Raw genomic sequence first — 25,997 nt, forward strand, 5'->3', positions numbered from 1 at the left:
ACAGATAAATGGTCTAAAGATGCCCACATCATAAGTGGATTATTGCATTTGGGATCAGGATCACTGATAGATTCATAACTAGAATGTATCTTTCCGCCCGCCAATAGTTACGGGCGAAAATTATTAAAAAACCGTCACTGAACGAATTTCATATTACCGTCAGGCACTTTTTCATCGGATTTGACTAAAAACCTGACAATTTGCTTCCTCCAGGAGATACAGATGGAAACCACTCAAACCAGCACCGTTGCTTCGATTGAATCCCGAAGTGGTTGGCGCAAAACGGATACCATGTGGATGCTTGGCCTTTACGGCACAGCAATCGGCGCTGGTGTACTGTTCCTTCCTATCAACGCAGGCGTCGGCGGTCTGATCCCGCTGATCATCATGGCTATCATTGCTTTCCCGATGACCTTCTTCGCACACCGCGGTCTGACCCGCTTCGTGCTGTCCGGTAAAAACCCGGGCGAGGACATCACTGAAGTTGTTGAAGAGCATTTCGGCGTTGGCGCAGGTAAACTGATTACCCTGCTCTACTTCTTCGCGATTTACCCTATTCTGCTGGTCTACAGCGTGGCGATCACCAACACCGTTGAAAGCTTCATGATGCACCAGCTGCACATGACGCCGCCTCCGCGTGCGATTCTGTCGCTGATCCTGATCGTGGGCATGATGACCATCGTTCGCTTCGGTGAGCAGATGATTGTGAAAGCAATGAGCGTACTGGTCTTCCCGTTCGTTATTGCTCTGATGGTACTGGCTTGCTACCTGATCCCACAGTGGAACGGTGCAGCGCTGGAAACCCTGTCCCTGAGCAGCGCATCGGCAACCGGTAACGGCCTGCTGATGACCCTCTGGCTGGCAATTCCGGTGATGGTGTTCTCCTTCAACCACTCTCCAATCATCTCTTCTTTCGCTGTGGCGAAACGTGAAGAGTACGGTAATGGCGCAGAGAAGAAGTGCTCCAGCATCCTGGCGCGCGCTCACATCATGATGGTACTGACCGTAATGTTCTTCGTCTTCAGCTGCGTACTGAGCCTTTCCCCGGTGGATCTGGCGGCAGCGAAAGAGCAGAACATCTCTATTCTGTCTTACCTGGCGAACCACTTTAACGCACCGGTCATTGCGTGGATGGCACCAATCATCGCGATTATCGCCATCACCAAATCCTTCCTGGGCCACTACCTCGGCGCGCGTGAAGGCTTCAACGGTATGGTGATTAAATCTCTGCGCGGTAAAGGCAAGAGCATTGAAATCAACAAGCTGAACAAAATCACTGCACTGTTCATGCTGCTCACCACCTGGGCAGTAGCGACCCTGAACCCAAGCATCCTGGGCATGATTGAAACCCTGGGCGGCCCGGTCATCGCGATGATTCTGTTCCTGATGCCGATGTACGCGATTCAGAAAGTCCCTGCTATGCGCAAGTACAGCGGTCATGTGAGCAACGTGTTTGTGGTTATCATGGGTCTTATCGCAATCTCTGCGATCTTCTACTCCCTGTACACCATGTTCTGATTATCACCCGCGCCGTCTTCGGACGGCGCACTCCTCCCTCTCTGACTGAAAGCAATGGACGCATCATGATTAGCGTATTCGATATCTTCAAAATCGGTATTGGTCCTTCCAGCTCTCACACCGTCGGACCAATGAAAGCCGGTAAGCAGTTCACGGATGACTTGATTGCACGCGGCATCTTGCATGACATTACCCGCGTGGTTGTCGATGTATACGGCTCGCTTTCCCTGACCGGGAAAGGCCACCATACCGATATCGCCATTATCATGGGCCTGGCGGGAAACCTGCCGGACACCGTTGATATTGATGCGATCCCTGGCTTCATCCAGGATGTGAACACCCACGGCCGCCTGCTGCTGGCGAACGGTGAGCATGAGGTTGAATTCCCGGTTGACCACTGCATGAATTTCCATGCGGACAACCTGTCGCTGCACGAAAACGGCATGCGCATTACCGCGCTGGCCGGCGACAAAGCGGTATACAGCCAGACGTATTACTCTATCGGCGGCGGCTTTATCGTCGACGAAGACCACTTTGGTCAAACCAATACCTCTTCTGTAGAAGTGCCGTATCCGTACAAAACGGCGGCGGATCTTCAGCGTCACTGCCAGGAGACGGGCCTTTCCCTCTCCGGCCTGATGATGAAAAACGAGCTGGCGCTTCACAGTAAAGAAGAGCTCGAACAGCACTTCACTAACGTCTGGGAAGTGATGCGCGGCGGTATTGAGCGCGGGATCACCACCGAGGGCGTTCTGCCGGGCAAGCTTCGCGTGCCGCGTCGCGCTGCTGCGCTGCGCCGTATGCTGGTGAGCACCGACAAAACGACGACGGACCCGATGGCCGTTGTAGACTGGATCAACATGTTCGCCCTGGCGGTAAACGAAGAGAACGCCGCAGGGGGCCGCGTGGTCACCGCGCCGACTAACGGTGCCTGCGGTATCGTTCCGGCGGTGCTGGCGTACTACGACAAGTTTATCCGTGAAGTGAACGCGAACTCACTGGCGCGCTACCTGCTGGTCGCCAGTGCGATTGGTTCGCTGTATAAGATGAACGCGTCTATTTCCGGTGCAGAAGTGGGCTGTCAGGGTGAAGTCGGCGTGGCGTGCTCCATGGCGGCGGCGGGTCTGGCCGAACTGCTGGGTGCAAGCCCTACACAGGTGTGCATTGCTGCGGAAATCGGCATGGAACATAACCTGGGACTGACCTGTGACCCGGTTGCCGGACAGGTACAGGTACCGTGCATCGAACGTAACGCGATTGCCTCCGTGAAGGCGGTGAACGCGGCACGTATGGCGCTGCGCCGCACCAGCGAGCCGCGCGTCTGTCTCGATAAGGTTATCGAAACCATGTACGAAACCGGTAAAGATATGAACGCCAAATACCGCGAAACCTCTCGTGGCGGCCTGGCGATGAAGATTGTGACCTGCGATTAAGCCTCTCAGGAAGCCTCGTTTTGCGAGGCTTCTTCCTGTTTTCCCAACCATTCATAGTTTCACGCTGCTGACAGTGTTACCCTTCACGCATGAGATAGAAGGGAGATTATCTGTGGCCGTTCATTTACTTATCGTCGATGCTCTTAACCTGATCCGCCGTATCCATGCGGTACAGGGGACGCCTTGTAAAGACACCTGCCTGCACGCGCTGGAGCAGCTTATCCGCCACAGTGAGCCCACCCACGCGGTCGCAGTATTTGATGACGAAGCCCGCAACACGGGCTGGCGTCACCAGCGTCTGCCCGACTACAAAGCCGGACGCGCCCCGATGCCGGACGATCTTCACGCTGAATTGCCCATGCTGCGCGCTGCATTTGAACAGCGTGGCGTTCCCTGCTGGGGTGCACAGGGAAATGAAGCCGACGATCTCGCGGCCACTCTGGCCGTAAAGGTGGCAAGCGCCGGGCATCAGGCCACTATCGTTTCAACTGACAAAGGCTACTGCCAGCTGCTCTCGCCGACTATCCGCATTCGCGACTATTTTCAAAAACGCTGGCTGGACGCGCCGTTTATTGCCAGCGAGTTCGGCGTCTCGCCTGAGCAACTGCCGGATTACTGGGGGCTGGCAGGCATCAGCAGCTCTAAGGTTCCGGGTGTCGCCGGTATTGGGCCGAAGAGCGCCGCGCAGCTGCTGAAGGATTTTCAGAGTCTGGAAGGGATTTACGCCCGTCTGGATGAGGTGCCAGAAAAGTGGCGCAAGAAGCTGGAGGCGCATAAAGAGATGGCGTTTATTTGCCGGGAAATCGCAACGCTACAGACGGATTTACAGCTGGACGGGAATTTACAGCAGTTGCGGTTAGAACGTTGATATCCCCTCACCCTAACCCTCTCCCCATGGGGGAGAGGGAACTGCCCGGTGCGGTCTTTTCCCCCCTCGCCCCTTTGGGGAGAGGGCCGGGGTGAGGGGCAATCAGCGCACTATCGCTCGTCGCGACGCCCGCCAACCGCTGCCCACCAGCGACGAATATGCACCGTCACCTCTTCACGGTCGTGATACAGCTGACGCGCCTGGATCTCCACGTTAATACCGTGCTCGTCCATCTGCTCCTGAATGTAGGCCAGGTTCTGCGATACTTCCTCATAGCGCTTTTTCATCGGCAGCTTGAGGTTGAAAATGGTCTCACGACACCAGCCGTTCACCAGCCAGGAGGCCATCAGCGCGGCGACTTTTGCCGGCTTCTCAACCATATCGCACACCATCCACGAGATGTTGTTACGGTTCGGGCGATAGCGGAAACCGTCTTCCCGCAGCCAGGTAACCTGCCCGGTGTCCATCAGGCTTTGCGCCATTGGACCGTTATCAACGGACGATACCCACATATTGCGTTTCACCAGCTGATAGGTCCAGCCGCCCGGGCACGCGCCAAGGTCGACGGCGTACATGCCGTTTGCCAGACGTTCATCCCACTCATCCGCCGGGATAAAGACGTGGAACGCCTCTTCCAGCTTGAGCGTGGAACGGCTTGGCGCATCGGACGGGAAGCGCAAACGCGGAATGCCCATAAAGAAGGGAGAGTTGTTGGTGGTGTACGAATAGCCTGTATAGCAGCAGCCTGGTGCGATAAAGAAGATATGCACCACCGGACGCTTCGGCGTTTCGTAGTTCGTCAGCACGCCTGCATCACGCAGCGCCGCACGCAGCGGCACGGTGAACTTACGGCAGAACTTCATCAGCTCTTTACTTTCGTTGGTATCCGCCACTTCAACGCGCAGATCGCCGCCCTTCTCCACCACGCCCTGCAGCATGCCGATAATTGGCGTGATGCGGTCTTCCGGCGGAAGATCCTTCAGCAGCTCACCCGCGACAAACATCTGGCGAGCAAAGATCAGCGAGCTGAACGGCAGCTCGCGCGCCAGCTTGTCCGCGTCTTCAGGCTGATAGCACTCGAATAACACATAGCCCGCGTTTTCTTTTACGCGGGCAAAGCCGAAGACTTCGCGCTTCGCCGCTTTATCGGTAATTTCCGCGGCGCACTCTTTCTCAAACCCCGGGCGACAATATAAAACAACCTTATTCATGAACAACGCCCTTGCGTTTCAGACGGATAGCTCCGATAAACATTAATACCCAACCCGCCAGGAAGCTGAAGCCGCCGACAGGTGTAACGAACGCCCACAGGCGCAAATGTGAGAGCGCAAGGCAGTACAGGCTACCGCTGAACAACACGGTACCCAGCGCCATAAACACGCTGCTCCAGTAAAACCAGATACTGATACGACGCTGCATCGCCACCGCCAGCCCAAAAATAGCCAGCGTGTGGAACGCCTGATATTCAAGGCCGGTCTGGATCCAGCCCATCTCTACTGCGCCTAAAGACTTGCTTAATACATGTGCGCCAAAGGCGCCCAGTGCAACAAAAATAAAGCCACTCACCGCGGCAAAAATCAGCATGAATCGGCTGGTCATGTTTAAGTCCTGAGTTGATGCGTGCCCGGCACACAAACGTTATTGCTCATACCTGAAGCGGAATTTTTCTTGCTCGGTTGCCGCTTTCGCCAGTATCCACTGCCGGAAGGCGGCTATTTTACCCAGTTCTGCCTGACTGTCATGACAAACCAGATAAAACGCATTCTTGCTGACCAGTACATCATTAAAAGGGCAAACCAGGCGGCCTGCCTCAATTTCGGACTGCGCCATGACGTTGTTCGCCAACGCCACACCCTGCCCGTGAATGGCAGCCTGTAACACCATCGCACTGTGGCTAAAAATGGGTCCCTGCTGCACGTTAATATGTGTAAGACCTAATTGACGGGTATAAGTTTGCCAGTCGCGGCGAGAAGCATCATGCAAAAGCGTATGCTGAGCCAGATCGGCGGGTGACTTCAGCGCCTTCTCACCTGTTAACAGCAGAGGAGAACAGACCGGCAGGAGATATTCTGCGTATAATTTTTCTACGCGCAAGCCCGGCCAGTTACCGCGACCATAAAAAATGGCGACATCCACGTCATCGGCCAACTTGTCCTCCTGACGATCTACCGCCTGGATTCGAACGTCGATCCCCGGATAAGCTGAGTTAAAGCTTGAGAGTCTTGGCACCAGCCAATGAATGGCAAAACTGGGCAATAAACTGACGGTCAGAGCACCTTTTGCACTGCGAGCCTGCAGCTTACGCGTGGCTTCCGTAAGCTGGGAAAAAATCTCTTTAATATCCTGAAAATAGCTCTGCCCCTCTTCAGTCAACAGCAACGAACGGTTGCGTCGACGAAACAGCTTAAGGCCCAGAAAATCCTCCAGAGACTTGATTTGGTGACTTACTGCGGCCTGTGTCACAAAAAGCTCATCTGCTGCGCGGGTAAAGCTCAGATGACGTGCTGCTGCATCAAAAACTCGTAATGCATTAAGAGGTGGCAATCGCTTTGACATGGTTATCTGGCTTAGATGTTAACGGAATTTAACAAACAGGAAACAACGTTTAACCTATTAGTTTTTTTTATCTGAGCCATTATAATTTGTCCGTTGAGGAACTACCAGCAAATACCTATAGTGGCGGCACTTCCTGAGCCGGAACGAAGAGCTTTTTTCGGAATGCGTGTTCTGAAGGGCTTTTGGCTTACGGTTGTGATGTTGTGTTGTTGTGTTTGCAATTGGTCTGCGATTCAGACCACGGTAGCAACGCTACCAATTTTTCACTTCCTGTACATTTACCCTGTCTGTCCATAGTGATTAATGTAGCACCGCCAATTTGCGGTGCTTTTTTTTCGCCTGCGATCTGTTAATGCTCGATCTCTTTCATCTCTTTCACGTCCGTGCGGTTGATCTGCTGCTTGTTCCCGTTAGCATCTTTGTACGAAATCATCCCGGTATCATTATCGGTAGTCGGTTTCCCTTCCGAAACGATAGAACGACCATCGTTGGTGTGCATCACGTAGTTGTTACCGGAACAGGCGCTCAGGGCAAAAGTAAACGCACAGGCAGAAATGATTGCAGCTGTCTTATTCATGATTATTCTCCTTTAGCAATTAATGCTATTCAAACCTCGATTTATAACAGGCTAAAACATCCGCCTAACACTATTTAGCATAACCTGCTTTTTTGAGGTCGTAAGGATAAGCAGACAATTCTGATAGATATCAACCTCCTTGCCCTGCCGCTGAAATTGCGCGACGATCGCTATATTGAAATGAGGAATCCCATGAACGCTTTCAGTCCTGCGCAGTTCCGCGCACAGTTTCCGGCCCTGGCCGATGCCGGTATTTACCTGGATAGCGCCGCCACCGCCCTTAAGCCACAGGCGGTGATTGAGGCCACGCAGCAGTTCTACAGCCTGAGCGCCGGGAACGTGCATCGCAGCCAGTTTGCCGAAGCGCAGCGATTAACCGCGCGCTACGAAGCCGCACGCGATCAGGTCGCTCGCCTGATCAATGCCGAAAGCGGGAAAAACATCGTCTGGACGCGCGGCACGACCGAAGCCATCAATATGGTGGCCCAGTGCTACGCGCGCCCGCTGCTTCAGCCGGGCGATGAGATCGTCGTCAGCGAGGCGGAACATCACGCCAACCTGGTGCCATGGCTGATGGTGGCGGAGCAAACGGGTGCGCGCGTGGTGAAACTCCCACTGGGTGCAGACCTTCTGCCCGACGTAGCCCGTCTCCCCGAACTGATTACCCCTCGCAGCCGCATTCTGGCGCTCGGACAGATGTCGAACGTCACGGGTGGTTGCCCGGACCTGGCTCAGGCCATTCGGATTGCCCATGCCAGCGGGATGGTGGTGATGGTCGACGGCGCTCAGGGCGTGGTGCACTTCCCCGCTGATGTGCAGGCGCTTGATATCGATTTCTATGCCTTCTCGGGACATAAGCTCTACGGGCCAACCGGTATTGGGGCGTTGTACGGCAAGCCTGAACTGCTGGCAAAAATGACGCCGTGGCTCGGTGGCGGCAAAATGATCACCGAAGTGTCGTTCGATGGCTTCAAAACTCAGGATGTTCCCTATCGCCTGGAGGCCGGTACGCCGAACGTGGCGGGGGTGATTGGCTTAAGCGCGGCGCTGGAGTGGCTGGCTGAAACCGACATCGTTCAGGCTGAAAGCTGGAGCCGGGGGCTGGCGACGCTGGCAGAGGAAGAGCTCAAAAAGCGCCCGGGCTTCCGCTCGTTCCGCGTTCAGGACTCAAGCCTGCTGGCCTTTGATTTTGCGGGCGTTCACCATAGCGACATGGTGACGCTGCTCGCCGGATACGGCATTGCCCTGCGTGCCGGACAGCACTGCGCCCAGCCGCTGCTGGCGGCGCTTGGCGTTAACGGTACGCTGCGCGCCTCGTTTGCGCCGTACAATACCCAAAGCGATGTCGACGCGCTGGTTGCCGCCGTTGACCGCGCCCTTGAAATACTGGTGGATTAATGACTAGCGCTGCTTTAGCCGGACATCCGTTTGGCACGGTCATCACAGAAGAGACCTTAAGACAGACCTTCGCCCCGCTCCAGCAGTGGGAAGATAAATATCGACAGCTAATCCTGCTGGGTAAACAGCTCCCGGCCCTTTCAGACGATCTTAAAGCGCAGGCGAAAGAGATCGCAGGCTGTGAAAACCGCGTCTGGCTGGGGGTTAGCGTCTCCGGCGAGAAGCTGCACTTCTTCGGCGACAGCGAAGGCCGCATCGTTCGGGGCCTGCTGGCCGTATTGCTGACCGCTGTGGAAGGGAAAAGCGCGGCGGAATTGCTGGCTCATTCGCCGCTGGCGTTATTTGATGAGCTGGGGCTGCGCGCGCAGCTCAGCGCCTCGCGCGGTCAGGGGTTAATCGCGCTCAGCGACGCGGTACTGGATGCCGCACGTCAGGCTCAGGCCTGACGTTCCGCCTTCGCCAGCATTTTCTTGAGGGCGTGAGACACCGCCACAAAGCCGAAGGAGGCGGTCACCATGGTGGCCGCACCAAAACCTGAGGCGCAATCCATTCGTTTTGGCCCTTCCGCCGTGCTTTTCATCGCGCAGACTGAGCCATCCGCCTGCGGGTAGACCAGCGCTTCGGTCGAGAACACGCAGTCGACGCCGAGCTTGCCTTTGCTGTTCTTCACCACGTTAAAATCGCTCTTCAGGCGCTCGCGCAGCTTGGCCGCCAGCGGATCCTGGATCGTTTTCGCCAGATCGGCCACCTGGATCTGCGTCGGATCGATTTGCCCACCCGCACCGCCCGTCGTGACCAGCGGCACCTTGTAGCGACGGCAGTATGCGATCAGCGCCGCTTTTGGCCGCACGCTGTCGATGGCGTCAATCACATAGCTATAGCCTTTGCTCATGTACTCCGCGACGTTATCTGCCGTCACAAAGTCGTCGATCACCGTGACCCGACATTCCGGGTTTATCAGGCGAATACGTTCCGCCATGACCTCAGACTTCGCCAGGCCGACGTTATCGCGCAGGGCGTGGATTTGACGGTTGGTGTTGGTGACGCAAACGTCATCCATGTCAATCAGCGTGATTGCGCCAATACCGGTTCTCGCCAGCGCTTCTGCCGCCCACGACCCCACACCACCAATGCCCACGACGCAGACGTGCGCATCCGCAAACAGCTGCAGGGCTTTTTCACCATATAAACGTGCCGTCCCGCCAAAACGCTGGCGCCAGGCGTCGCTGATTACCACAGACATAAAACCTCAAATGTAAAAAGGGTGAGGTTTTCCTCACCCTGAACAGTAATCCGTATTGCGCTCAGAATACCACAATCAGCCGCTGAATACGTTTCCAGCACCCGGCGCCGCCTTCAGTACCCACACGCGTCCGTAGTGGTTATACCAGCCCGCGCGATGGCCTGCGTCAGGGCCAATGCCCTGATAGATGTCAAAGTGCTGGCCTTTAATCGCCCCGCCAACGTCCAGCGCCACCATCAGACGCAGCTCATACTGACCGTTGAACTTGCCGTTATTGTCCAGCAGAGGAACCTCAGCCAGCAGCGTGGTGCCTGCAGGAATAATCGAACGATCCGATGCTACCGACGCGCGGCCAATCAGCGGAACCGCGCTGGCCCCTTTCACCGGCGCGAAGTTTTGCGGTTTGAAGAAGACGAACGACGGGTTCTGCTCCAGCAGCTCGCGCACCTCGGCTTCGCTGTGTTTCTCGCCCCACTCGCGGATCGCCTGCATCGACATATCTTCTTTCTTCACTTCACCGCGGTCGATCAGCACTTTACCGATACTGCGATAGGCGTGGCCGTTTTTACCGGAATAGCTGAAGAAGTTAAGTGGCGACCCGTCGCCAAAATCAATGTAGCCGCTGCCCTGAACGTCCATGATGAAGTTATCCATCAGGGAGTTGCTGTAGGCCAGAACGTAGTTTTCGCTCAGCGCACCGGCGTAGATCTCAGCGCGAGACGGCAGACGACCGCGTTTTGGCGGCATACGGTAGATAGGGTACTGGAACTCGCCCTGACGCGAGTGTCGTGCCTGGATAACCGGGGTGTAGTAACCGGTAAACTGGACGTTGCCGTAGTTATCGGCCCCTTCCATCTGCCAGGCGTCGATACCAAACTGGCGCATGTTGCGCGTATCGCCGCCTGCTTTAAGCCAGTCCTGGACCGCGCTATAAACATTGTTCTGTGAGCTATACAGACGCGGCGACGCGTTGCGGATCTGGTAGACCTGCTCGGAGAAATCACCGGCATTAATCGGTGCGCCGACAGCATCAGGCTGATTAACTAAAGAGAAAGGCTGGGATAACTTCCCGTCTTTATACTGTTGACCGCGATCGGTCGGTTTGGAAGAACAGGCCGCAAGAATCGCTACCATTGCGCCCGCCATCAGATACTTCGCCCAACGTCCTTTCATTATATCTCGTCTTTAAGTTGCCCATTTCCGCGTGATGAAGATAACAAACCGCCAGGGCTAATGAAATGCGATCGCATGCCCTTTGGCAAATTTTGCGCAAAAAATAGTCCGAACAGAGCCATGTCGTTCAATTTGCATACAAAATCATGATTTATGTGAAAAAGGGGTTGCATCACAAACCTATCCGAGTATAGTGCGCATCCACGGACGCGGGGTGGAGCAGCCTGGTAGCTCGTCGGGCTCATAACCCGAAGGTCGTCGGTTCAAATCCGGCCCCCGCAACCAATTAAAATTTGATGAAGTATCTTCTACGACTGTAGAAAGACGGACGCGGGGTGGAGCAGCCTGGTAGCTCGTCGGGCTCATAACCCGAAGGTCGTCGGTTCAAATCCGGCCCCCGCAACCAATCAAATTTGAAGAAGTAAGTTTCTACACGAGTAGAAAGACGGACGCGGGGTGGAGCAGCCTGGTAGCTCGTCGGGCTCATAACCCGAAGGTCGTCGGTTCAAATCCGGCCCCCGCAACCAACACTTCTGAAAACAATAAACACCCTCAAGGGTGTTTTTTTGTATCTGTCGTTTGTGAATTTGCCGGGCGTTTACCCGGCTGAAAGCATTATCCGCGTCGCGCCAGCGTCGCCCCGTCAGAGAAATACGCCCGTATCCCCGCCAGAATCGACTCCGCAACCTCCTGCTGGAATTTTGCCGTCTTGAGCTTACGCTCCTCTTCGACGTTACTGATAAACGCGGTTTCGACCAGGATGGACGGGATATCCGGTGCCTTGAGTACCGCAAACCCGGCCTGTTCAACGCTGTTTTTATGCAGCTTATTGATGTTCCCCAGCTTGCCCAGCACCGCTTTACCAAACTTCAGACTGTCGTTAATGGTCAGCGACTGCACCATATCGAACATGGTGTGGTCGACGTAGCGGTCGCCGCTTTTGCTCACGCCACCAATCAGGTCAGAGGCGTTCTGGCTGTCAGCCAGGAATCTTGCTGCGGTACTGGTCGCGCCTTTGGTTGAGAGCGCGAACACCGACGAGCCGCTTGGCTGGCGGCTGGTAAAGGCATCCGCATGGATCGACACGAACAAATCGGCGCGCTGCTTCTGCGCTTTCGCCACCCGGACCTTCAGCGGAATAAAGATATCTTCATTGCGCGTCATATAGGCGCGCATATTGCCTTCTTTATCAATCAACGCCTTCAGGCGGCGGGCAATTTGCAGCACCACGTCTTTTTCACGCGTGCGGTATTTCCCCACCGCGCCGGAGTCTTCTCCGCCGTGGCCGGGATCGAGCATGATCACAATCGGACGATCGCGCCCTGCTTTTCCGGGCTGCGGGCCGCTTTGCGCAGGCGGTACCTGACGCTGCAAATCGCCCTTGTTGTAATCCTCCAGCAACGCAAGTAGCGGATCCTGGATATCCGTTGCGTTGGCCGGGTAGAGATCCATCACCAGGCGCTCTTTAAACGTCGCGACGGGCGCCAGGGCGAACAGCTGCGGCTTAACGTTCTGTTTAAGCTCAAACACCATGCGCACGGTTTGCGGATCAAACTGCCCGACGCGCGCCGATTTAATAAACGGATCGTCGCCGCGGATCTGCGCCGCCATCCCTTTCAGCACCGAGTTGAGGTTAACGCCTTCGAGATCCACCACCACGCGTTCCGGGTTGCTGAGGGCAAATTGCTTATATTTCAGCACGCGATTGGATTCGACCGTCACGCGCGTATAGGTCGACGACGGCCAGACGCGCACCGCCACCACCTGACTCGTGGCGGCAAGACCGACCTGACTGACGCTAAGCAACCACATTGCCCCGGCCCCTTTTAACAAACGGCGGCGGCTTATTGCTGAATTGGATCCCGACATGCTTCTCCCGAGCAAGAACACTGACTGATATACAAAATGTCCAAATTGACCGAAAACTTTAACGAATGACGCATAAACTGTCATCTATAAAAGGGTAAACAATCATACGCTAACGCACGGATTACTTACCAATTTCTGTGGGTCGCGGAAAATTTGCGCTTGCACACGCGGCCACAATCGAATAAAAATACAGAAATTACGAATAAACATTCATTAAGGGTTGTGCCATGGTGAAGGAACGTAGAACCGAACTGGTCCAGGGATTCCGCCATTCTGTTCCCTATATCAACGCCCATCGGGGAAAAACGTTTGTCATCATGCTTGGCGGCGAAGCCATTGAGCATGAAAATTTTTCCAGCATCGTCAATGACATTGGCCTGCTGCACAGCCTCGGGATCCGCCTGGTGGTGGTTTATGGCGCGCGTCCGCAGATCGACGCCAACCTGGCCGCTCACCACCACGAGCCGATTTACCATAAACATACCCGCGTCACCGATGCCAAAACCCTGGAGCTGGTGAAACAGGCGGCGGGTCTGCTGCAGCTGGATATTACCGCGCGTCTCTCCATGAGCCTGAACAATACGCCGCTGCAGGGCGCGCATATCAACGTCGTGAGCGGCAACTTTATCATTGCCCAGCCGCTCGGCGTGGACGATGGCGTGGATTACTGCCACAGCGGCCGTATTCGTCGTATTGATGAAGAAGCTATTCACCGCCAGCTGGACAGCGGTGCCATCGTGCTGATGGGCCCGGTCGCCGTTTCCGTGACCGGCGAAAGCTTTAACCTGACGTCAGAAGAGATCGCCACGCAGCTGGCAATCAAGCTGAAGGCGGAAAAAATGATTGGGTTCTGCTCCTCCCAGGGCGTCGTGGACGGTGAAGGAACAATCGTACCAGAACTCTTCCCGAATGAAGCCCAGGCTCGCGTGGAGGCGCTGGAAGCCGAAGGTGATTACCACTCCGGCACCGTCCGCTTCCTGCGTGGCGCCGTGAAGGCCTGCCGCAGCGGCGTGCGCCGCAGCCACCTGATCAGCTATCAGGAAGACGGGGCCCTGCTGCAGGAGCTGTTCTCCCGCGACGGTATTGGTACGCAGATTGTGATGGAGAGTGCGGAGCAGATCCGCCGCGCCACCATCAATGACATCGGCGGCATTCTGGAGCTGATCCGCCCGCTGGAACAGCAGGGCATTCTGGTACGTCGCTCACGCGAACAGCTGGAGATGGAGATCGACAAATTCACCATTATTCAGCGCGATAACCTGACCATTGCCTGCGCCGCGCTCTATCCGTTCCCGGAAGAGAAGATCGGTGAAATGGCCTGCGTGGCGGTGCATCCTGATTACCGTAGCTCTTCACGCGGCGAAATGCTGCTTGAACGCGTGGCGGCACAGGCGCGCCAGATGGGGCTGAGCAAGCTGTTCGTCCTGACGACGCGCAGCATTCACTGGTTCCAGGAGCGCGGATTCACGCCGGTGGATATCGATTCTCTGCCGGAAACGAAGAAAGAGATGTACAACTATCAGCGTCGTTCAAAGGTGCTGATGGCTGACCTGGGATAATACAACGCTTGCCGGGACGCGCTGCGCGTACCCGGCTTATAGGTCTTGCCCGGTTCAGAGGGACTCAAATATCGCGCCCAGCCCGCTTCGGCGTTCCGTTCGGGTGGCGATCGCCTGCACCAGCACCCGCTCATCGGTATAGAGCGAAAGACGCTGACGCGCGCGCGTAATGGCGGTATAGATCAGCTCGCGGGTAACGACGGGTGAAAGCTGCGTGGGCAGGATCAGCGCCGCATGGTTAAACTCGGAGCCCTGGGATTTATGCACCGTCATCGCCCAGGCGGTTTCATGCTCGGGCAAACGGCTGGGCTGGAAGGACTTCACGCTCCCGTCCGGCATCTGGAACCAGACGCGCAGGCCCTGACCGCAGTCGAGCGCAATCCCGATATCCCCGTTAAACAACCCCAGCGCGCTGTCGTTGCGGGAGATCATCACCGGTCGCCCTTCATACCAGCGCGAGTGCAGGGTGCGGTTAATTTTGCGTTTTTGCGCCAGCAGCTGTTCCAGCCTGTCGTTCAAACCCCGGACGCCAAAGGGGCCTTCCCTCAGCGCACATAGCAGCTGGTATTCGCCAAACGCGGCAATGACCTGCTCCGGCGTACTTTGCTGTTGTACGCCCGTCAGAAAGTGCTGGTACCCCTGCTGGGCATCGTCCAGCATCGCCTGATACTCTTCCCCGTTTTGCAGCGATTTTTTCTCAATATCCGTAAAGGTACCGTCAAATACCGCTGTGGTGGTGCGCCGGTCGCCCCGGTTCACCGCCGCCGCAAGCTGGCCGATGCCGGAGTCGCTGCCGAAACGGTAGCTTTTTTGCAGCAGACACAGGCTGTCGCGCAGCGCCCCTGCAAGCGAATGGTTTTCAGACGTGAGCGAACATCCGGTGAGACGGGCTAACTCCTGCGCGCGTTCCGCGGTATATCCCAGGCTGGCATAGGTGCAGATATCCCCCAATACGGCTCCCGCCTCTACGGAGGCAAGCTGGTCGCGGTCGCCGAGGAAAATGACGCGCGCGTGCGGCGGCAGCGCATCGATCAAACGCGACATCATCGTCAGGTCAATCATCGACGCTTCATCCACGACCAGCACGTCAAGGTGCAGTGGGTTACCGGCATGATAGCGCAGACGCTGGCTACCCGGCTGTGCGCCAAGCAAACGGTGCAGCGTGCTCGCCTCATTGGGGAAAAGCGCAAGCTGATCCCCGGTTAGCGGCAGTTTTTGCAGCGCGCCGCCTAACGACTCCGTCAGACGTGCCGCCGCTTTACCGGTGGGGGCCGCCAGGCGAATACGGCACTTTTGCTCACCCGATAGCTGAATCAGCGCGGCAAGCAGTTTTGCCACAGTGGTCGTTTTCCCGGTGCCCGGGCCACCAGAAATCACCGAGATCCGTCGCGTTAAGGCCACGGCTGCCGCCACTTTTTGCCAGTCTGTCGCGTCGTCAGAGGTAAACAGCGTATCCAGCGTTTGCCGGAGCTGCGCTTCATCGCAGGGAAGCGGGGCGTTGGTCTCGCTGAAGAAGCGCGCTACCGTCAGTTCGTTACGCCACAGCCGGTTAAGATACAAACGCTCGCCGACAAGGATCATCGGCGTCCCGGTATCGGCTCCGCTCACGGCAGGCGAGCCGAGTAATATCCCCTGCCAGTCCACTTCGTCACCCAGCAGCGCGAAACACGCCTGTAAAGCCGGAGGCATTTTCTCATCCACCGCCAGACGCGACAGCGGCAGACATACGTGCCCTTCCCCCGCGTCTTTGCTCAGAATGGCTGCGGCCAGCATGACGGCAGGCTCCTCGCCTGCCACCATCATGGCGAACTGCACATCCAGGTGACGCAGTAACCGTTGTTCAACCGCGTCCAGCAGTAGCGCCTGCATCGTCATGCCACCTCCTCCGTGCTTGCAGCAAACAGGTTATCCATTTTTTCAATCAGTTCCGCAGCCGGACGCGTGCTAAAGACGCCGGAACGCGGGTCGTTAGCATCCACTCCGCGCAGGAACAGGTAAATGACGCCACCAAAATGATCTTCGTAGCGGTAATCGGCCATGCGATGGCGCAGGTAACGGTGCAGCGCAAGGGTGTAAAGCTGGTACTGCAGATCGTAGCGATGCATTTGCATTGCCGAGGCCATCGCGTCCTGGGTGTAGGCTTCGCTGCTTTCACCCAGCCAGTTTGATTTGTAATCGAGCAGGTAGTAGCGCCCTTCGTGGCGGAAAACCAGGTCGATAAAGCCTTTGAGCATCCCCTGCACCTGGCGGAAGTTCAGCGGCGGGCACCCGGCGGATAACGGATCGTACTCGCGGATCAGCGCATCAAGCGCCTCGGCCCTGAGCGGGCTGGCGATGGGGAGATAAAACTCCATCTCCACCTGCTTGTCTTTGGCAGTCAACTGGTTCAGCGAGATCCCCTGCGTCGTGAGCGGCGCGTGCAGTACCGCGCGGATCCAGTCGGTGAGAACCGGCTGCCACTGCGCGTCGTAGCCGCCACTCTGTAACATTTTCAGCACCCACTCTTCGGATACCGGCTGGGTAAAATCCAGCTCTTCAAACAGGCTGTGCAAAAACGTGCCCGGCGAGGCACCGCGCGGGAACTGGTGCGGCGTGAGCACCGGCTCAGCGGGTACGCTACCGGCTCCTGCGGCGTCCACGTCCAGTTTTGGCATCAGATCCTGCGCAATACTCTGCCCGTGCTGCTGTAAACCGGAGTAGCTGGTGACGCGCCAGTCGTCGGCAATGTTACGCACAACCTGGCGGGCATGGAGATCTGACTCACGCAGATCCGGCATCTGCCAGCGGCTGTTGTCGGGCTGCGACGGAATATGCAGGGCAACATGCTCCGTGCAAAGCGATTCGATGCACTGGCGCAGGCCCACCGCATCTTTGGGTTCGCCGTGCTGAATAAGCCGCCCCAGCGCGCTCAGATGAAAATCACTCTCCCCGCTCTTTTCGCCACGGCGACGGAACAGCGGCGCAACGCCCAGGCTACAGTGCCAGACCGAACGGGTCAGCGCCACGTAAAGCAGGCGCAGGTCTTCCGCCAGACGCTCGGCTTCGGCCAGCTCAACGCTGGACTCCGCGTTGCTGAGATCGAGCACCGCCTCAAAAGACTCGCGATCGTGGTAAAAGGCCTGATCCTGCACGCGATAATTGGCGATAAAGGGCAGCCAGACCAGCGGATATTCCAGGCCTTTCGACTTGTGAATGGTGACGATCTGCACCAGATGTTTATCACTCTCTAGTCGCATCTGCTGGCTGGACGAATTACTGTTCGGATCGGCAATCTGCTGCGCCAGCCAGCGTACCAGGGCGTGTTCGCTCTCCAGCTGCGTACCGGCTTCCTGCAGCAGTTCGCTGATATGTAAAATATCGGTCAAACGGCGCTCGCCGCCTGCTGTCGCCAGCATATTCTCCGCAATGTGGCGCTGCGCCATGAGCTCACGCACCATCGCCATGACTCCACGCTTCTGCCATTTTTCGCGGTAGTGAACAAACTCTTCTACTACGGCATCCCACGCGGCTTCGTCATTGTTGAGCGCATCAATATCCCGCGCGTTCAGCCCGAGCATCGCGCTCGCTAATGCGCTACGCAGCGTGCTTTCCCGCTCCGGGGCCAGCACGGCCTGCAGCAGCCATAGCATCTCCTGCGCTTCCAGCGTTTCAAAGACGCTGTCGCGGTTTGAGAGATAGACGGAGGGAATATTCAGTAACGTCAGGGCGTCGCGGATGAGCGCGGCCTCCTGACGGCTGCGCACCAGCACCGTGATATCGGATGCCTTTACCGGGGTTGGTTTATCCCCCTTCCACAGCAGCGCTTTACCGTGCGCGCCCGCACTGAGCCAGTCGCGGATTTGCGCGGCACAGTACTGGGCCATGGCATTTTGATAGTCGGCAACGCCGCAGCCTTCCCCGTCCAGTAGCCAGAAGTTCATGGCGGGCTGCGTCTCGCCGTTGAACTCAAAGCGCAACGAGGCATTTTTCTCGGCGAACTTTACCGGCTGAAACGGGATCTCCCGGAACATAAACGCCGTATCCATGCGGCTGAAGAGCGCGTTGACGCTTTCCACCATGCCGGGAGAGGAGCGCCAGTTGGTGTCGAGCGTATAGTGCGCGTCAACCTCGCTGCGGGCTTTCATGTAGGTGAAAATATCCGCACCGCGGAAGGCATAAATGGCCTGTTTCGGATCGCCGATTAACAACAGCGCGGTGCCGGGCTGCTGGCGCCAGATACGGCGGAAAATGCGGTATTGCTGAGGGTCGGTATCCTGAAATTCGTCAATCATCGCCACCGGGAAGCGGGTGCGGATCGCGGCGGCAAGCACTTCGCCATTTTCACTGCACAGCGCCGCATCGAGGCGGCTCAGCATATCGTCAAACCCCAGTTCACCCCGGCGGCGTTTCTCACGCGCGACGGCGTCGCGAATTTCCGTCATGGCGCGGGTAATAATCAGATCGTTGAGCGTTAAGGGCTCAGCCAGCAGGGTTTCAATCGCCACAAACAGAGGATGCTCAGGCACAATACCGTCGGCTTTGGTCCGCTCAGCCAGGAAACGTTGGGAGAATTTCTCCAGCGCATCCGGGAGCTGGTAGCCTCGCGTCTCTTCCTGCGCCCAGGCGCTGATCTTGTCGATCCATTTCCCCTGATTGCCGCGGTTAAACTTGCGTCGATCAATCCCGGAATTTTCGATGATTGCGTCAATCTCGCCAACGGACTCAATCCATTTTTGCTTGATATCGGCAATTCTCGCGATGATTTTTTCATGGCGTGAGGCCAGGGTTTCATCCGCAGGCGGCGGGGATTTGATGACCGGTGCTTCACCCTGCAGATAACGATCGATAGCGCGCAGCAGCGCCTCCGGGCCCTTCCACAGCGCATGTACCGCTTCGGCGATATCGCGCTGTAACGGGTAGCAGTGGCGACGCCAGAAATCCGCGCAGGCCTGATAGCGAAGCACGGATTCATCTTCAATAAGCTGCTGTTCAAACAGCATGCCGGATTCAAACGCATTCAGGCTCAGCATACGCTGGCAAAAACCGTGAATGGTGAAGACGGACGCTTCATCCATCTGCCGTTCAGCGAGCAATAGCCACTGGGCTGCCTGTTGCTTATCGGCAATTTCTTCCAGAAGGCTCGCGTAGAGAGGGTTATCCGTGCTCTGACGCAGACAGGCGATGCGCAGCTCGTGGATATTGCTGCGAATACGGCCCCGCAGCTCAGCGGTGGCAGCCTCGGTGAAGGTCACCACCAGCAGTTCCTCCACGCTCAAAGGACGTGGAAAAGCGGCGTTGCCGCCAAGCCCCAGCAGCAGACGCAGGTACAGAGCGGCAATGGTGAAGGTTTTTCCCGTTCCCGCTGAGGCTTCAATCAATCGTTCACCCTGCAGAGGTAAACGTAAGGGATCAAGGGACTCAGCGGTATCGGTCATTCTTTCTTACTCCAGGGCATAGATTGCTGCAGCGCGCTGACGCTCTTCCAGACTTTCCAGCCTTTCGGGTTCACGTACTCCGTTTTCCCGTTCTGGCTACCGGAAACCTGAGACAGGATGGTGATTCCCTGCGGCTTAATGACCGCCTGATGGAAGAAGTCGGCAACCTTCTGCGGCGTCAGCTGTTTTATCTCGGCCACTACTTTATCACGCGAATCAAATTTCAGATTACCGCGATCGAAATCTTTGCTCAGCTGCGAGGCTTCTTCACCCAGCGTCTGCGGCGGCTGCATCACCTGTGCGATGACGGCCTGCTGGATCTGCGCAAACTCTTCCGGCTTCATGGCGCGCAGTTTCGCTTCCACCTGCGGGAAGAAGGCCTGGTAACGCTTCCAGAGATACGCCGGCTGTTTATCGCTGCTTTGCAGCAGGAAACCCAGCCCCCACTGTCGGCCTACGTTCATGGAGAAGGCAAACACCGCGTAGCCAAGCTGCTCCTCTGTGCGTAACTGGTTGTAGAACCACGGCTGAATAATTTGCCCCAGTACGGCACTCTGCGCTGAGCTGGCGAATTCATCGTAGCCCGTTGGCACAAATACCGCGGCCAGCGCGGAATCCGTGCTGTTACCCGCCTTTTCAAAAATCACATTCTGTATTTTCTCAACCAGCACGTCCTGGTTGCGGCACCACTCGTCGCCTTTCGAACCGAGCTGAGTGCGTACATTCTCTGCCAGGGTTTTGGCCTGATCCTCACTCATGTTGCCGACGATCAGGAACTCCGGACGCGTGTTGGTTTTCAGCGCATCACGGTAAACCAGCACGTCTTTTAAGGTGATCGAAGGCAACAGCGCGCGGCGATCCTCTCGCTGGAAATAAGGAACTTGCGACAGCATTTGCGCCGGCATAAGCGCCATATCGTAAGCTTTGCCCTTCTCCGCAGAATCCATCATCTGCGCATACCACGATTTAGCCTGTTCAAGCTGCTCTTCCGTTGGCGTATAGCTGAAATAGCCCTCCAGCAGTGCCTGGAATAGCTGAGGCAAACGCTGGGTATAGCCGTTTGCATTGAGCATCAAACCGTTGTTGGCGTTGGTGGAGAAGCTGATCCCGCCCACGGCCGCCTGGTTGCTGAGCTGATCGAGCGCAATCCCGGCGAGATAGTCATTGAGCGCGAACATCACCTGATTTTTAGCGCTGTTCATCGCTTTCGGGTTACGCAGCACCACGCTGACATCGGCCTTTGGCTCGCTTGCGAAGTAGCGGCTGGGGGTGTACACCACGCGCAGCGTCGGTTCATCAACGATGAGCGCCGGGTGCGGGTAATCTTTAGTCGTTTTGGTCAGCGAGAAGTCATCCGGAATATAGGGGTTCAGCTCCGGCAGCTTCAACGCAATCTCCCCGGCCTTCTTCTGCCAGTCGGCGAAGGTCTGCGCGCTGATTTTGTCCACCTGATAAGGAGCATCGACAAAATACGCCGTCTTGTTATGCGGTTCGTTCGGGCTGATGTACCAGATGCGGGCATTCTCCGGCGTCATCATCGCCAGGCGGGCTTTTACCGCATCGGCATCATAGCGGTCGGCAATATTGACCGCATCGAGGGTGTGTTCCACCGGCACGCGGATCATGGTATCCGCCAGCCACTCAACGTAATCCATATCGCGGGTAATGGACGGGTAACGGAAATCGAGATCCAGCACGTGGGCGAGCTCATCAAAGTAGCGCTTATCGACGCCTTTCTCACGCAGTAAAGAGAGGTAGCTGAAGATCGCCGCCACCACTTCGTCACGGTTTGCCAGGCCCTTGTCGGTCAGGGTGGCGGAGATCGCCAGCACGCCGCTATTGCCGTTCACAACCGGATCGGAGTCGGCGCGAATACCTTCCACCAGCCCCTGTTTTTGCAGCCAGTCAGAAAGCGTACCCGGGCTACGGTTACCTATCAGATAGGTCACCAGCTCATCGGTTTTACTGCGAAACTGTGCGGTGTTGTTATCGATGCGGAATTCCACGCGCAGCACTTTGCGCGGCAGCGCAGGCACGTAGTGGATCACGATGCCCTTTTGCGCATCCGTGACCACCGGTACGTCTATCTGCGGCAGGTCGATATTTTTATTCGGCACCCGGCCAAACGTTTTAGCCGCCATGCCTGCCAGTTCTGGCAACGGTTTATTGCTGTAGATGACCGCTTTCATCAGGTTGGCGGAGTAGTATTTATCGCGAAACGCGTGCAGGGCATCAAGCACCGGGCTGTTCGGTTTGTCGCTTAACGTCTCAAGGTTACCGCCGGAGAAGCGCGAACCCGGGTGCGCAGGGTTGATGGTTTCGGCGCTGACCTGGGCCATGCGCATACCGTCTCGCGTGCGGGCAAGGGTCAACTCAGCATTGACGGCATTGCGTTCACGGTCGGCATATTTTTTATCCAGCAGGGGGGCGGCGATGGAATCAGCAAGGCGATCGACCGCGCCTTCCAGCGCATCATTTTCGACTTCAAGATAAAAGGCCGTGCGGTACGGTGCCGTACTGGCATTGTGGCTCCCGCCATGCATTTTCAAAAATTCGGACAGGCTATCCGGCTGCGGGTATTTTTTTGACCCCATCAGCGTCATATGTTCCAGATAGTGTGCAAGCCCAGGATGCGCGTCAGGATCTTCCAGCGATCCAACCGGCACCACTAATGCCGAGAGGGACTTCACCGCCTGCGGATCGGAAACCAGCAGCACGGTCATGCCGTTATCAAGACGAATAGCCTGATATTGACGGGTATCTTTTTCGCTTTTACGAATAGTTTCCTGAACGGGTTGCCAACCGGAGTCTGCCTGAGTGACAGGTACCCAGAGGGCGAAAAACAAAACAAACGCTTTAAACAAGGTGCTACCTCTTTATCACGGCTACATCATTAATACATTGCGTGCTGGACACGCCAACATCTCTTTATTGGGTACATCAGTCCGTGATAAGAAGTGCATCATAATTGAACACCCCACACTGCGCAATTTTTATACAGCGCTCAGGACTGATTAAATTTAAACAACGGCAGCAGGTAGCGCTGCGCCTCTTCCGTGATGGCCTCAAAGTACTCTGGCTCAAGCGTTCGCCATAAGCGCTGATACCAGACATCTTCACCTTCGCCCCGCACCATCATGTTTCCTTCGTAGGCCTGCATAAATTTACTGCGCGCTTTCTGCAGTGACGCCTCATCCGTTAACATCGCATCATTCTGTGCGTCATAACAGGCTTTTATCCAGGCCCCGCCACTTTCCGGCAACAGCAGGAGCGGTTTGTTCATTCCCTGACGGTAGCCCTCAATGTACAAAGACAGATACCGTAACGCCTGCTCAGACTCCATCGGCGGGAAGCGCCATTCGCCCTCTTTGCGCACGAAAATCCGACTTTCACCTTTATGACCATCCGCACTGTAGACAAGATGTTCCAGCCAGAGTTGCAAACCCTGTGAAACGCTCAGTATAGAAGGCCGCCAGCGCAGCAGCCCGTCCGGCTGAACCTGGGTTAACCAGCCCGTAAGCTGTACACCATTGCAGTTGAGATCGATTTCAATGCTTTTCCCTGGCTGTCGGCACGCTCTTACGCGCTCTGCCAGGGCGGTCATCTCCTGACACTGCGCCTCCCACACAATTTCTCCGAACGCCCCATAGGGCAGCTGTCCTGCAGCACGGTAGCGGCGGTAAAGTTTGTCCGCATCTTCCTCTTCAACCAGCGCATTCAACAGCTGCAGGTTTAACTGGTAGCGCTCCAGCCCTTCCAGCGTAAAAGGCTCTGCATCAGGAATTTCACTCTCTTCAGAACGGAAGTTGACCTGCAATCGCTGCTGGAAGAAGGCGCGCACCGGATGCGCCCAAAACCGCTGAAGCTGTTCGAAGGTCAGGGTATCGACAGGGCGCGGGTCAAGCTCCTGAATGAAATCGGTATGCGCACTCCCCTCCTTTTTCGCCGCCGGTAGCCACTCCTGCGCATAGCTCTGGCGCTCGCTGGGCGTGTAGTTCACCGGGTCAAACGGCATGCGGCTGTGGAAACAGGTGATATGGGCTTTCACCCTCATCTCGCTTTCATCGCAGTTGCGCTCTTCATCCCCCGTCAGATAGTGACTCTGGCCGATATAGTCCACCAGCTCCTGCACCAGAACGGAGGGAAAACGCTCGCTGTTGTCCTGAATGGAACGGCCGATATAGCTAATATAGAGCTTACTCTGGGCGGAAATGAGCGCCTCAAGGAAGAGGTAGCGGTCATCATCGCGGCGGCTACGGTCGCCCCGCTTTGGATTTGCGCTCATCAAATCGAACCCCAGCGGCGCCAGCGCGCGCGGATAAACGCCGTCGTTCATGCCAAGCAGACAGACCACTTTAAACGGGATAGAACGCATTGGCATCAGGGTGCAGATATTGATGGGGCCTGCCAGGAAACGCTGGCTGATTCGCTCCTGGTCAAGCCGCTGCGTTAGCTCATCCCTCAACAGCGACAGTGGGATTGCATCCTGATAGTGGGAATTCACGCCTTCATCGACGATCGCCTGCCACTGCGTTTCAATCAGTGCCATTGCCGCTTCGGTGTCACTGTCTGGCAGGAAGAAATCATTAAGCAATGCCCTGCAAACCGGGAGCCACGCTTCAAGCGGACGCGGCTGCATCAGTTCGTGTCGCCAGCGGTTAAGCTGCATCAGGAGTGACGCTAAATGCCCCACCAGTTCAGCAATTAACCCGCTGGACTCATCGTAAGGCAGCACCTCATTCCACTCGCCCTGGCTGCTCTCCATGGCGTAGCCCAGCAGCATACGCGTCAGGCCAAAACGCCACGTGTGCTGCCCGGTTGGAGGAAGTTCGAACTCCTGAACGTTATCGTCATCGATCCCCCAGCGTACGCCAGATTCATTCACCCACTGGCGAAGGTAGCGCAGCCCCTCTTCATTGATGTTGAAGCGTGCAGCCAGCACGGGAACATCCAGTAACGCCAGGACATCTTCGGAGATAAAGCGGCTATCCGGCAGTGAAAGCAGAGTGATAAAGGCCTGCAGTGCCGGATGCGACTGACGGGCACGACGGTCAGAGATAGCGTAAGGCAGATATCGCTCGCCCGTCGCACTGCCAAAAACGGCCTGAATGAAGGGACTGTAGCTGTCGATATCCGCCACCATCACCACAATATCGCGTGGCGTCAGTTCGGGATCGTCATGTAGCATCGCCAGCAACTGGTCGTGAAGCACTTCGACCTCACGCTGAGGGCTATGGCAAACATGGATCGTGATGCTGCGATCGTCAGCATCCAGCTTGCGCTTGCTGTCGCTGCGTTCGAATTCTTTCGCCGTCACGCCCATCACGGCACGGTTTTCCAGATCGAGGATATCCAGCTGAATATGATGCAGCAGGCTATCCGGGGCAATATCGACAAAGGCATCCACGTCACCTTCGCCTGATGAAGTGATGTCTGAAAGCATGTGAATGTAGTCACGCCCCAGCTTCCCCCACGAGGCAAGCAGTGGATTGGGCAGGTTCTGGATACCGTCTTCATCAAAAAGCTGCCCGGCAGTCGAGCCGTCTTTAAACAGCGGGACGGAACGTTCTTCAAAAAGGCGCTTTCGTTGGCGAGTCACCAGCCGCGCAAGCCAACGTTCGTCGAGGATATCCCCCCAATACTGTCGGCAAGGGTTGGTGAACAAAATATGAATATCAATATGTTTACCCAGCGCGTTCAACGCCTTCAGATAAACAGGCGGTAATGCGGATATCCCGCAGATAAAAACGCGTGACGGCAGTCGGGCCGGGCGCTCCGACGCATTCTCGAGTATGGAGATAAACCGATCGTACAGGTTGGCACGGTGCCACTTAGGCTGCCCAAGTTTCTCCGTATGCTCTACCAGCGCTTTCCACAGCGGTGCCTGCCATATTTGCGCCTCCGGTAGCCCTTCAACCAACTCGCCCGCTTCCCAACGAATTAACCAGTCAGAACGGTAAACAAGGTATTGATCGTAGAGATCGGCGGTGCGCGACGCCAGCTGGAACAGCTTGCGCTTATCGGTATCATCATTGAGGTAGTGGCGCAGCATGGCGAATTCATCGTGCTGCAGCATTTCCGGCAGCAGCGCCATGAGCTTCCAGCTCATGCCTTGCTTGTTGAAGGCGCTCTGCTCCGGGATGTCCGGCAACACGCGCACAAACATCTCCCAGATAAAGCTCGCGGGCAGCGGGAAATCAATATTTGCGGCTATGCCAAATTTACGGGAAAGCGACATTTGCAGCCACTGTGCCATACCGGTGCTCTGCACCAGCACCATTTCAGGCTCAAAAGGATCGTCAAGCCGCTCGCGCTCAACGATAAATTCCATCAGCGCTTCCAGCACATCCAGACGATTTGAGTGGTAGACCCTTAACATAGACGCTCCC

17 protein-coding genes and 3 tRNA genes are annotated in these 25,997 nt (G+C 56.4%); 9 read left to right on the plus strand and 11 right to left on the minus strand.

What is annotated here, in order from left to right:
* The first annotated feature begins 222 nt into the window (after window positions 1–222).
* The 3 genes from NWV12_RS17645 to xni all read left to right on the plus strand — a co-directional run bounded on the left by NWV12_RS17645 (window position 223) and on the right by xni (window position 3,819).
* On the plus strand, window positions 223–1,518 hold the full coding sequence (locus NWV12_RS17645; protein WP_029741560.1) for an HAAAP family serine/threonine permease: 1,296 nt from the start codon (window positions 223–225) through the stop codon (window positions 1,516–1,518).
* A gap of 65 nt (window positions 1,519–1,583) precedes the next feature.
* Window positions 1,584–2,951, plus strand: coding sequence for an L-serine ammonia-lyase (locus tag NWV12_RS17650; protein ID WP_033146431.1), 1,368 nt, complete (start codon window positions 1,584–1,586; stop codon window positions 2,949–2,951).
* 112 nt (window positions 2,952–3,063) lie between these two features.
* Complete coding sequence (xni, locus tag NWV12_RS17655) at window positions 3,064–3,819, plus strand: flap endonuclease Xni (protein ID WP_048979245.1); 756 nt, start codon at window positions 3,064–3,066, stop codon at window positions 3,817–3,819.
* 110 nt (window positions 3,820–3,929) lie between these two features.
* On the opposite strand, the gene rlmM is transcribed toward xni, so the two are convergent.
* The 4 genes from rlmM to NWV12_RS17675 all read right to left on the minus strand — a co-directional run bounded on the left by rlmM (window position 3,930) and on the right by NWV12_RS17675 (window position 6,952).
* Entirely contained in the window at window positions 3,930–5,030 is a 1,101-nt protein-coding gene (gene rlmM, locus NWV12_RS17660) for a 23S rRNA (cytidine(2498)-2'-O)-methyltransferase RlmM (RefSeq protein WP_048979244.1), read from the minus strand.
* A complete protein-coding gene (locus NWV12_RS17665) occupies window positions 5,023–5,418 on the minus strand; it encodes a DUF423 domain-containing protein (RefSeq protein WP_023309031.1) in 396 nt (131 codons plus the stop codon). Before NWV12_RS17665 ends, rlmM begins: the two co-directional genes overlap by 8 nt.
* Window positions 5,419–5,457: 39 nt before the next feature.
* The gene (gene gcvA, locus NWV12_RS17670) at window positions 5,458–6,375 is read right to left on the minus strand and encodes a glycine cleavage system transcriptional regulator GcvA (RefSeq protein ID WP_023309032.1); all 918 of its coding nucleotides are present in this window, start codon (window positions 6,373–6,375) and stop codon (window positions 5,458–5,460) included.
* 349 nt (window positions 6,376–6,724) lie between these two features.
* Window positions 6,725–6,952: a YgdI/YgdR family lipoprotein gene (locus NWV12_RS17675; RefSeq protein ID WP_008499648.1), complete on the minus strand. Its 228-nt coding sequence runs from the start codon at window positions 6,950–6,952 to the stop codon at window positions 6,725–6,727.
* A gap of 192 nt (window positions 6,953–7,144) precedes the next feature.
* Between NWV12_RS17675 and csdA the strand changes: the two genes are divergently transcribed.
* Complete coding sequence (gene csdA, locus NWV12_RS17680; RefSeq protein ID WP_047743884.1) at window positions 7,145–8,350, plus strand: cysteine desulfurase CsdA; 1,206 nt, start codon at window positions 7,145–7,147, stop codon at window positions 8,348–8,350.
* Window positions 8,350–8,796 (plus strand): cysteine desulfurase sulfur acceptor subunit CsdE, encoded by a 447-nt coding sequence (csdE, locus tag NWV12_RS17685; protein ID WP_047060010.1) that lies wholly within the window; start codon window positions 8,350–8,352, stop codon window positions 8,794–8,796. The genes csdA and csdE overlap by 1 nt, the downstream gene beginning before the upstream one ends.
* On the opposite strand, the gene tcdA is transcribed toward csdE, so the two are convergent.
* Both tcdA and mltA read right to left on the minus strand, forming a co-directional pair.
* Entirely contained in the window at window positions 8,787–9,593 is an 807-nt protein-coding gene (gene tcdA / locus NWV12_RS17690) for a tRNA cyclic N6-threonylcarbamoyladenosine(37) synthase TcdA (protein WP_048979243.1), read from the minus strand. The genes csdE and tcdA overlap by 10 nt on opposite strands.
* A gap of 75 nt (window positions 9,594–9,668) precedes the next feature.
* Window positions 9,669–10,766, minus strand: a complete 1,098-nt coding sequence (gene mltA, locus NWV12_RS17695) for a murein transglycosylase A (protein ID WP_048979242.1) — start codon at window positions 10,764–10,766, stop codon at window positions 9,669–9,671.
* 208 nt (window positions 10,767–10,974) lie between these two features.
* Here mltA and NWV12_RS17700 point away from each other — a divergent pair.
* From NWV12_RS17700 to NWV12_RS17710, 3 genes are all read left to right on the plus strand, one after another.
* Window positions 10,975–11,051: transfer RNA gene (locus tag NWV12_RS17700), tRNA-Met, on the plus strand.
* 44 nt (window positions 11,052–11,095) lie between these two features.
* A tRNA-Met gene (locus tag NWV12_RS17705) sits at window positions 11,096–11,172 on the plus strand.
* A 44-nt stretch (window positions 11,173–11,216) separates the two neighbouring features.
* A tRNA-Met gene (locus tag NWV12_RS17710) sits at window positions 11,217–11,293 on the plus strand.
* A gap of 88 nt (window positions 11,294–11,381) precedes the next feature.
* Here NWV12_RS17710 and amiC read toward each other — a convergent pair.
* Window positions 11,382–12,635, minus strand: coding sequence for an N-acetylmuramoyl-L-alanine amidase AmiC (gene amiC / locus NWV12_RS17715; RefSeq protein ID WP_029740496.1), 1,254 nt, complete (start codon window positions 12,633–12,635; stop codon window positions 11,382–11,384).
* Between the two features lie 227 nt (window positions 12,636–12,862).
* On the opposite strand from amiC, the gene argA reads away from it, so the two are divergent.
* A complete protein-coding gene (gene argA, locus NWV12_RS17720; RefSeq protein WP_039263334.1) occupies window positions 12,863–14,194 on the plus strand; it encodes an amino-acid N-acetyltransferase in 1,332 nt (443 codons plus the stop codon).
* Window positions 14,195–14,248: 54 nt separating this feature from the next.
* Here the strand turns inward: argA and recD are convergent, their stop codons facing one another.
* The 4 genes from recD to recC form a co-directional block, all read right to left on the minus strand.
* Entirely contained in the window at window positions 14,249–16,069 is a 1,821-nt protein-coding gene (gene recD, locus NWV12_RS17725) for an exodeoxyribonuclease V subunit alpha (RefSeq protein ID WP_048983607.1), read from the minus strand.
* Window positions 16,066–19,608 (minus strand): exodeoxyribonuclease V subunit beta, encoded by a 3,543-nt coding sequence (recB, locus tag NWV12_RS17730; RefSeq protein ID WP_048979870.1) that lies wholly within the window; start codon window positions 19,606–19,608, stop codon window positions 16,066–16,068. The genes recD and recB overlap by 4 nt, the downstream gene beginning before the upstream one ends.
* Window positions 19,605–22,472, minus strand: coding sequence for a pitrilysin (gene ptrA, locus NWV12_RS17735; protein WP_048979868.1), 2,868 nt, complete (start codon window positions 22,470–22,472; stop codon window positions 19,605–19,607). Before ptrA ends, recB begins: the two co-directional genes overlap by 4 nt.
* A gap of 140 nt (window positions 22,473–22,612) precedes the next feature.
* Window positions 22,613–25,987, minus strand: a complete 3,375-nt coding sequence (recC, locus tag NWV12_RS17740; protein ID WP_048979867.1) for an exodeoxyribonuclease V subunit gamma — start codon at window positions 25,985–25,987, stop codon at window positions 22,613–22,615.
* Between the last annotated feature and the right edge of the window lie 10 nt (window positions 25,988–25,997).

Source organism: Enterobacter sp. Crenshaw, from assembly GCF_024734705.1.
In the GTDB taxonomy this organism is placed as follows: Bacteria; Pseudomonadota; Gammaproteobacteria; order Enterobacterales; family Enterobacteriaceae; genus Enterobacter; species Enterobacter asburiae_B.

Bases quoted from the DNA above. Each gene is read 5' to 3' on its own strand.
- recD (WP_048983607.1), bottom strand. From the start codon at position 16,069: ATGACGATGCAGGCGCTACTGCTGGACGCGGTTGAACAACGGTTACTG.
- csdE (WP_047060010.1), top strand. From the start codon at position 8,350: ATGACTAGCGCTGCTTTAGCCGGACATCCGTTTGGCACGGTCATCACA.
- NWV12_RS17675 (WP_008499648.1), bottom strand. From the start codon at position 6,952: ATGAATAAGACAGCTGCAATCATTTCTGCCTGTGCGTTTACTTTTGCC.
- NWV12_RS17645 (WP_029741560.1), top strand. From the start codon at position 223: ATGGAAACCACTCAAACCAGCACCGTTGCTTCGATTGAATCCCGAAGT.
- gcvA (WP_023309032.1), bottom strand. From the start codon at position 6,375: ATGTCAAAGCGATTGCCACCTCTTAATGCATTACGAGTTTTTGATGCA.
- NWV12_RS17665 (WP_023309031.1), bottom strand. From the start codon at position 5,418: ATGACCAGCCGATTCATGCTGATTTTTGCCGCGGTGAGTGGCTTTATT.
- NWV12_RS17650 (WP_033146431.1), top strand. From the start codon at position 1,584: ATGATTAGCGTATTCGATATCTTCAAAATCGGTATTGGTCCTTCCAGC.
- recB (WP_048979870.1), bottom strand. From the start codon at position 19,608: ATGACCGATACCGCTGAGTCCCTTGATCCCTTACGTTTACCTCTGCAG.
- rlmM (WP_048979244.1), bottom strand. From the start codon at position 5,030: ATGAATAAGGTTGTTTTATATTGTCGCCCGGGGTTTGAGAAAGAGTGC.
- csdA (WP_047743884.1), top strand. From the start codon at position 7,145: ATGAACGCTTTCAGTCCTGCGCAGTTCCGCGCACAGTTTCCGGCCCTG.
- mltA (WP_048979242.1), bottom strand. From the start codon at position 10,766: ATGAAAGGACGTTGGGCGAAGTATCTGATGGCGGGCGCAATGGTAGCG.
- argA (WP_039263334.1), top strand. From the start codon at position 12,863: ATGGTGAAGGAACGTAGAACCGAACTGGTCCAGGGATTCCGCCATTCT.
- recC (WP_048979867.1), bottom strand. From the start codon at position 25,987: ATGTTAAGGGTCTACCACTCAAATCGTCTGGATGTGCTGGAAGCGCTG.
- tcdA (WP_048979243.1), bottom strand. From the start codon at position 9,593: ATGTCTGTGGTAATCAGCGACGCCTGGCGCCAGCGTTTTGGCGGGACG.
- amiC (WP_029740496.1), bottom strand. From the start codon at position 12,635: ATGTCGGGATCCAATTCAGCAATAAGCCGCCGCCGTTTGTTAAAAGGG.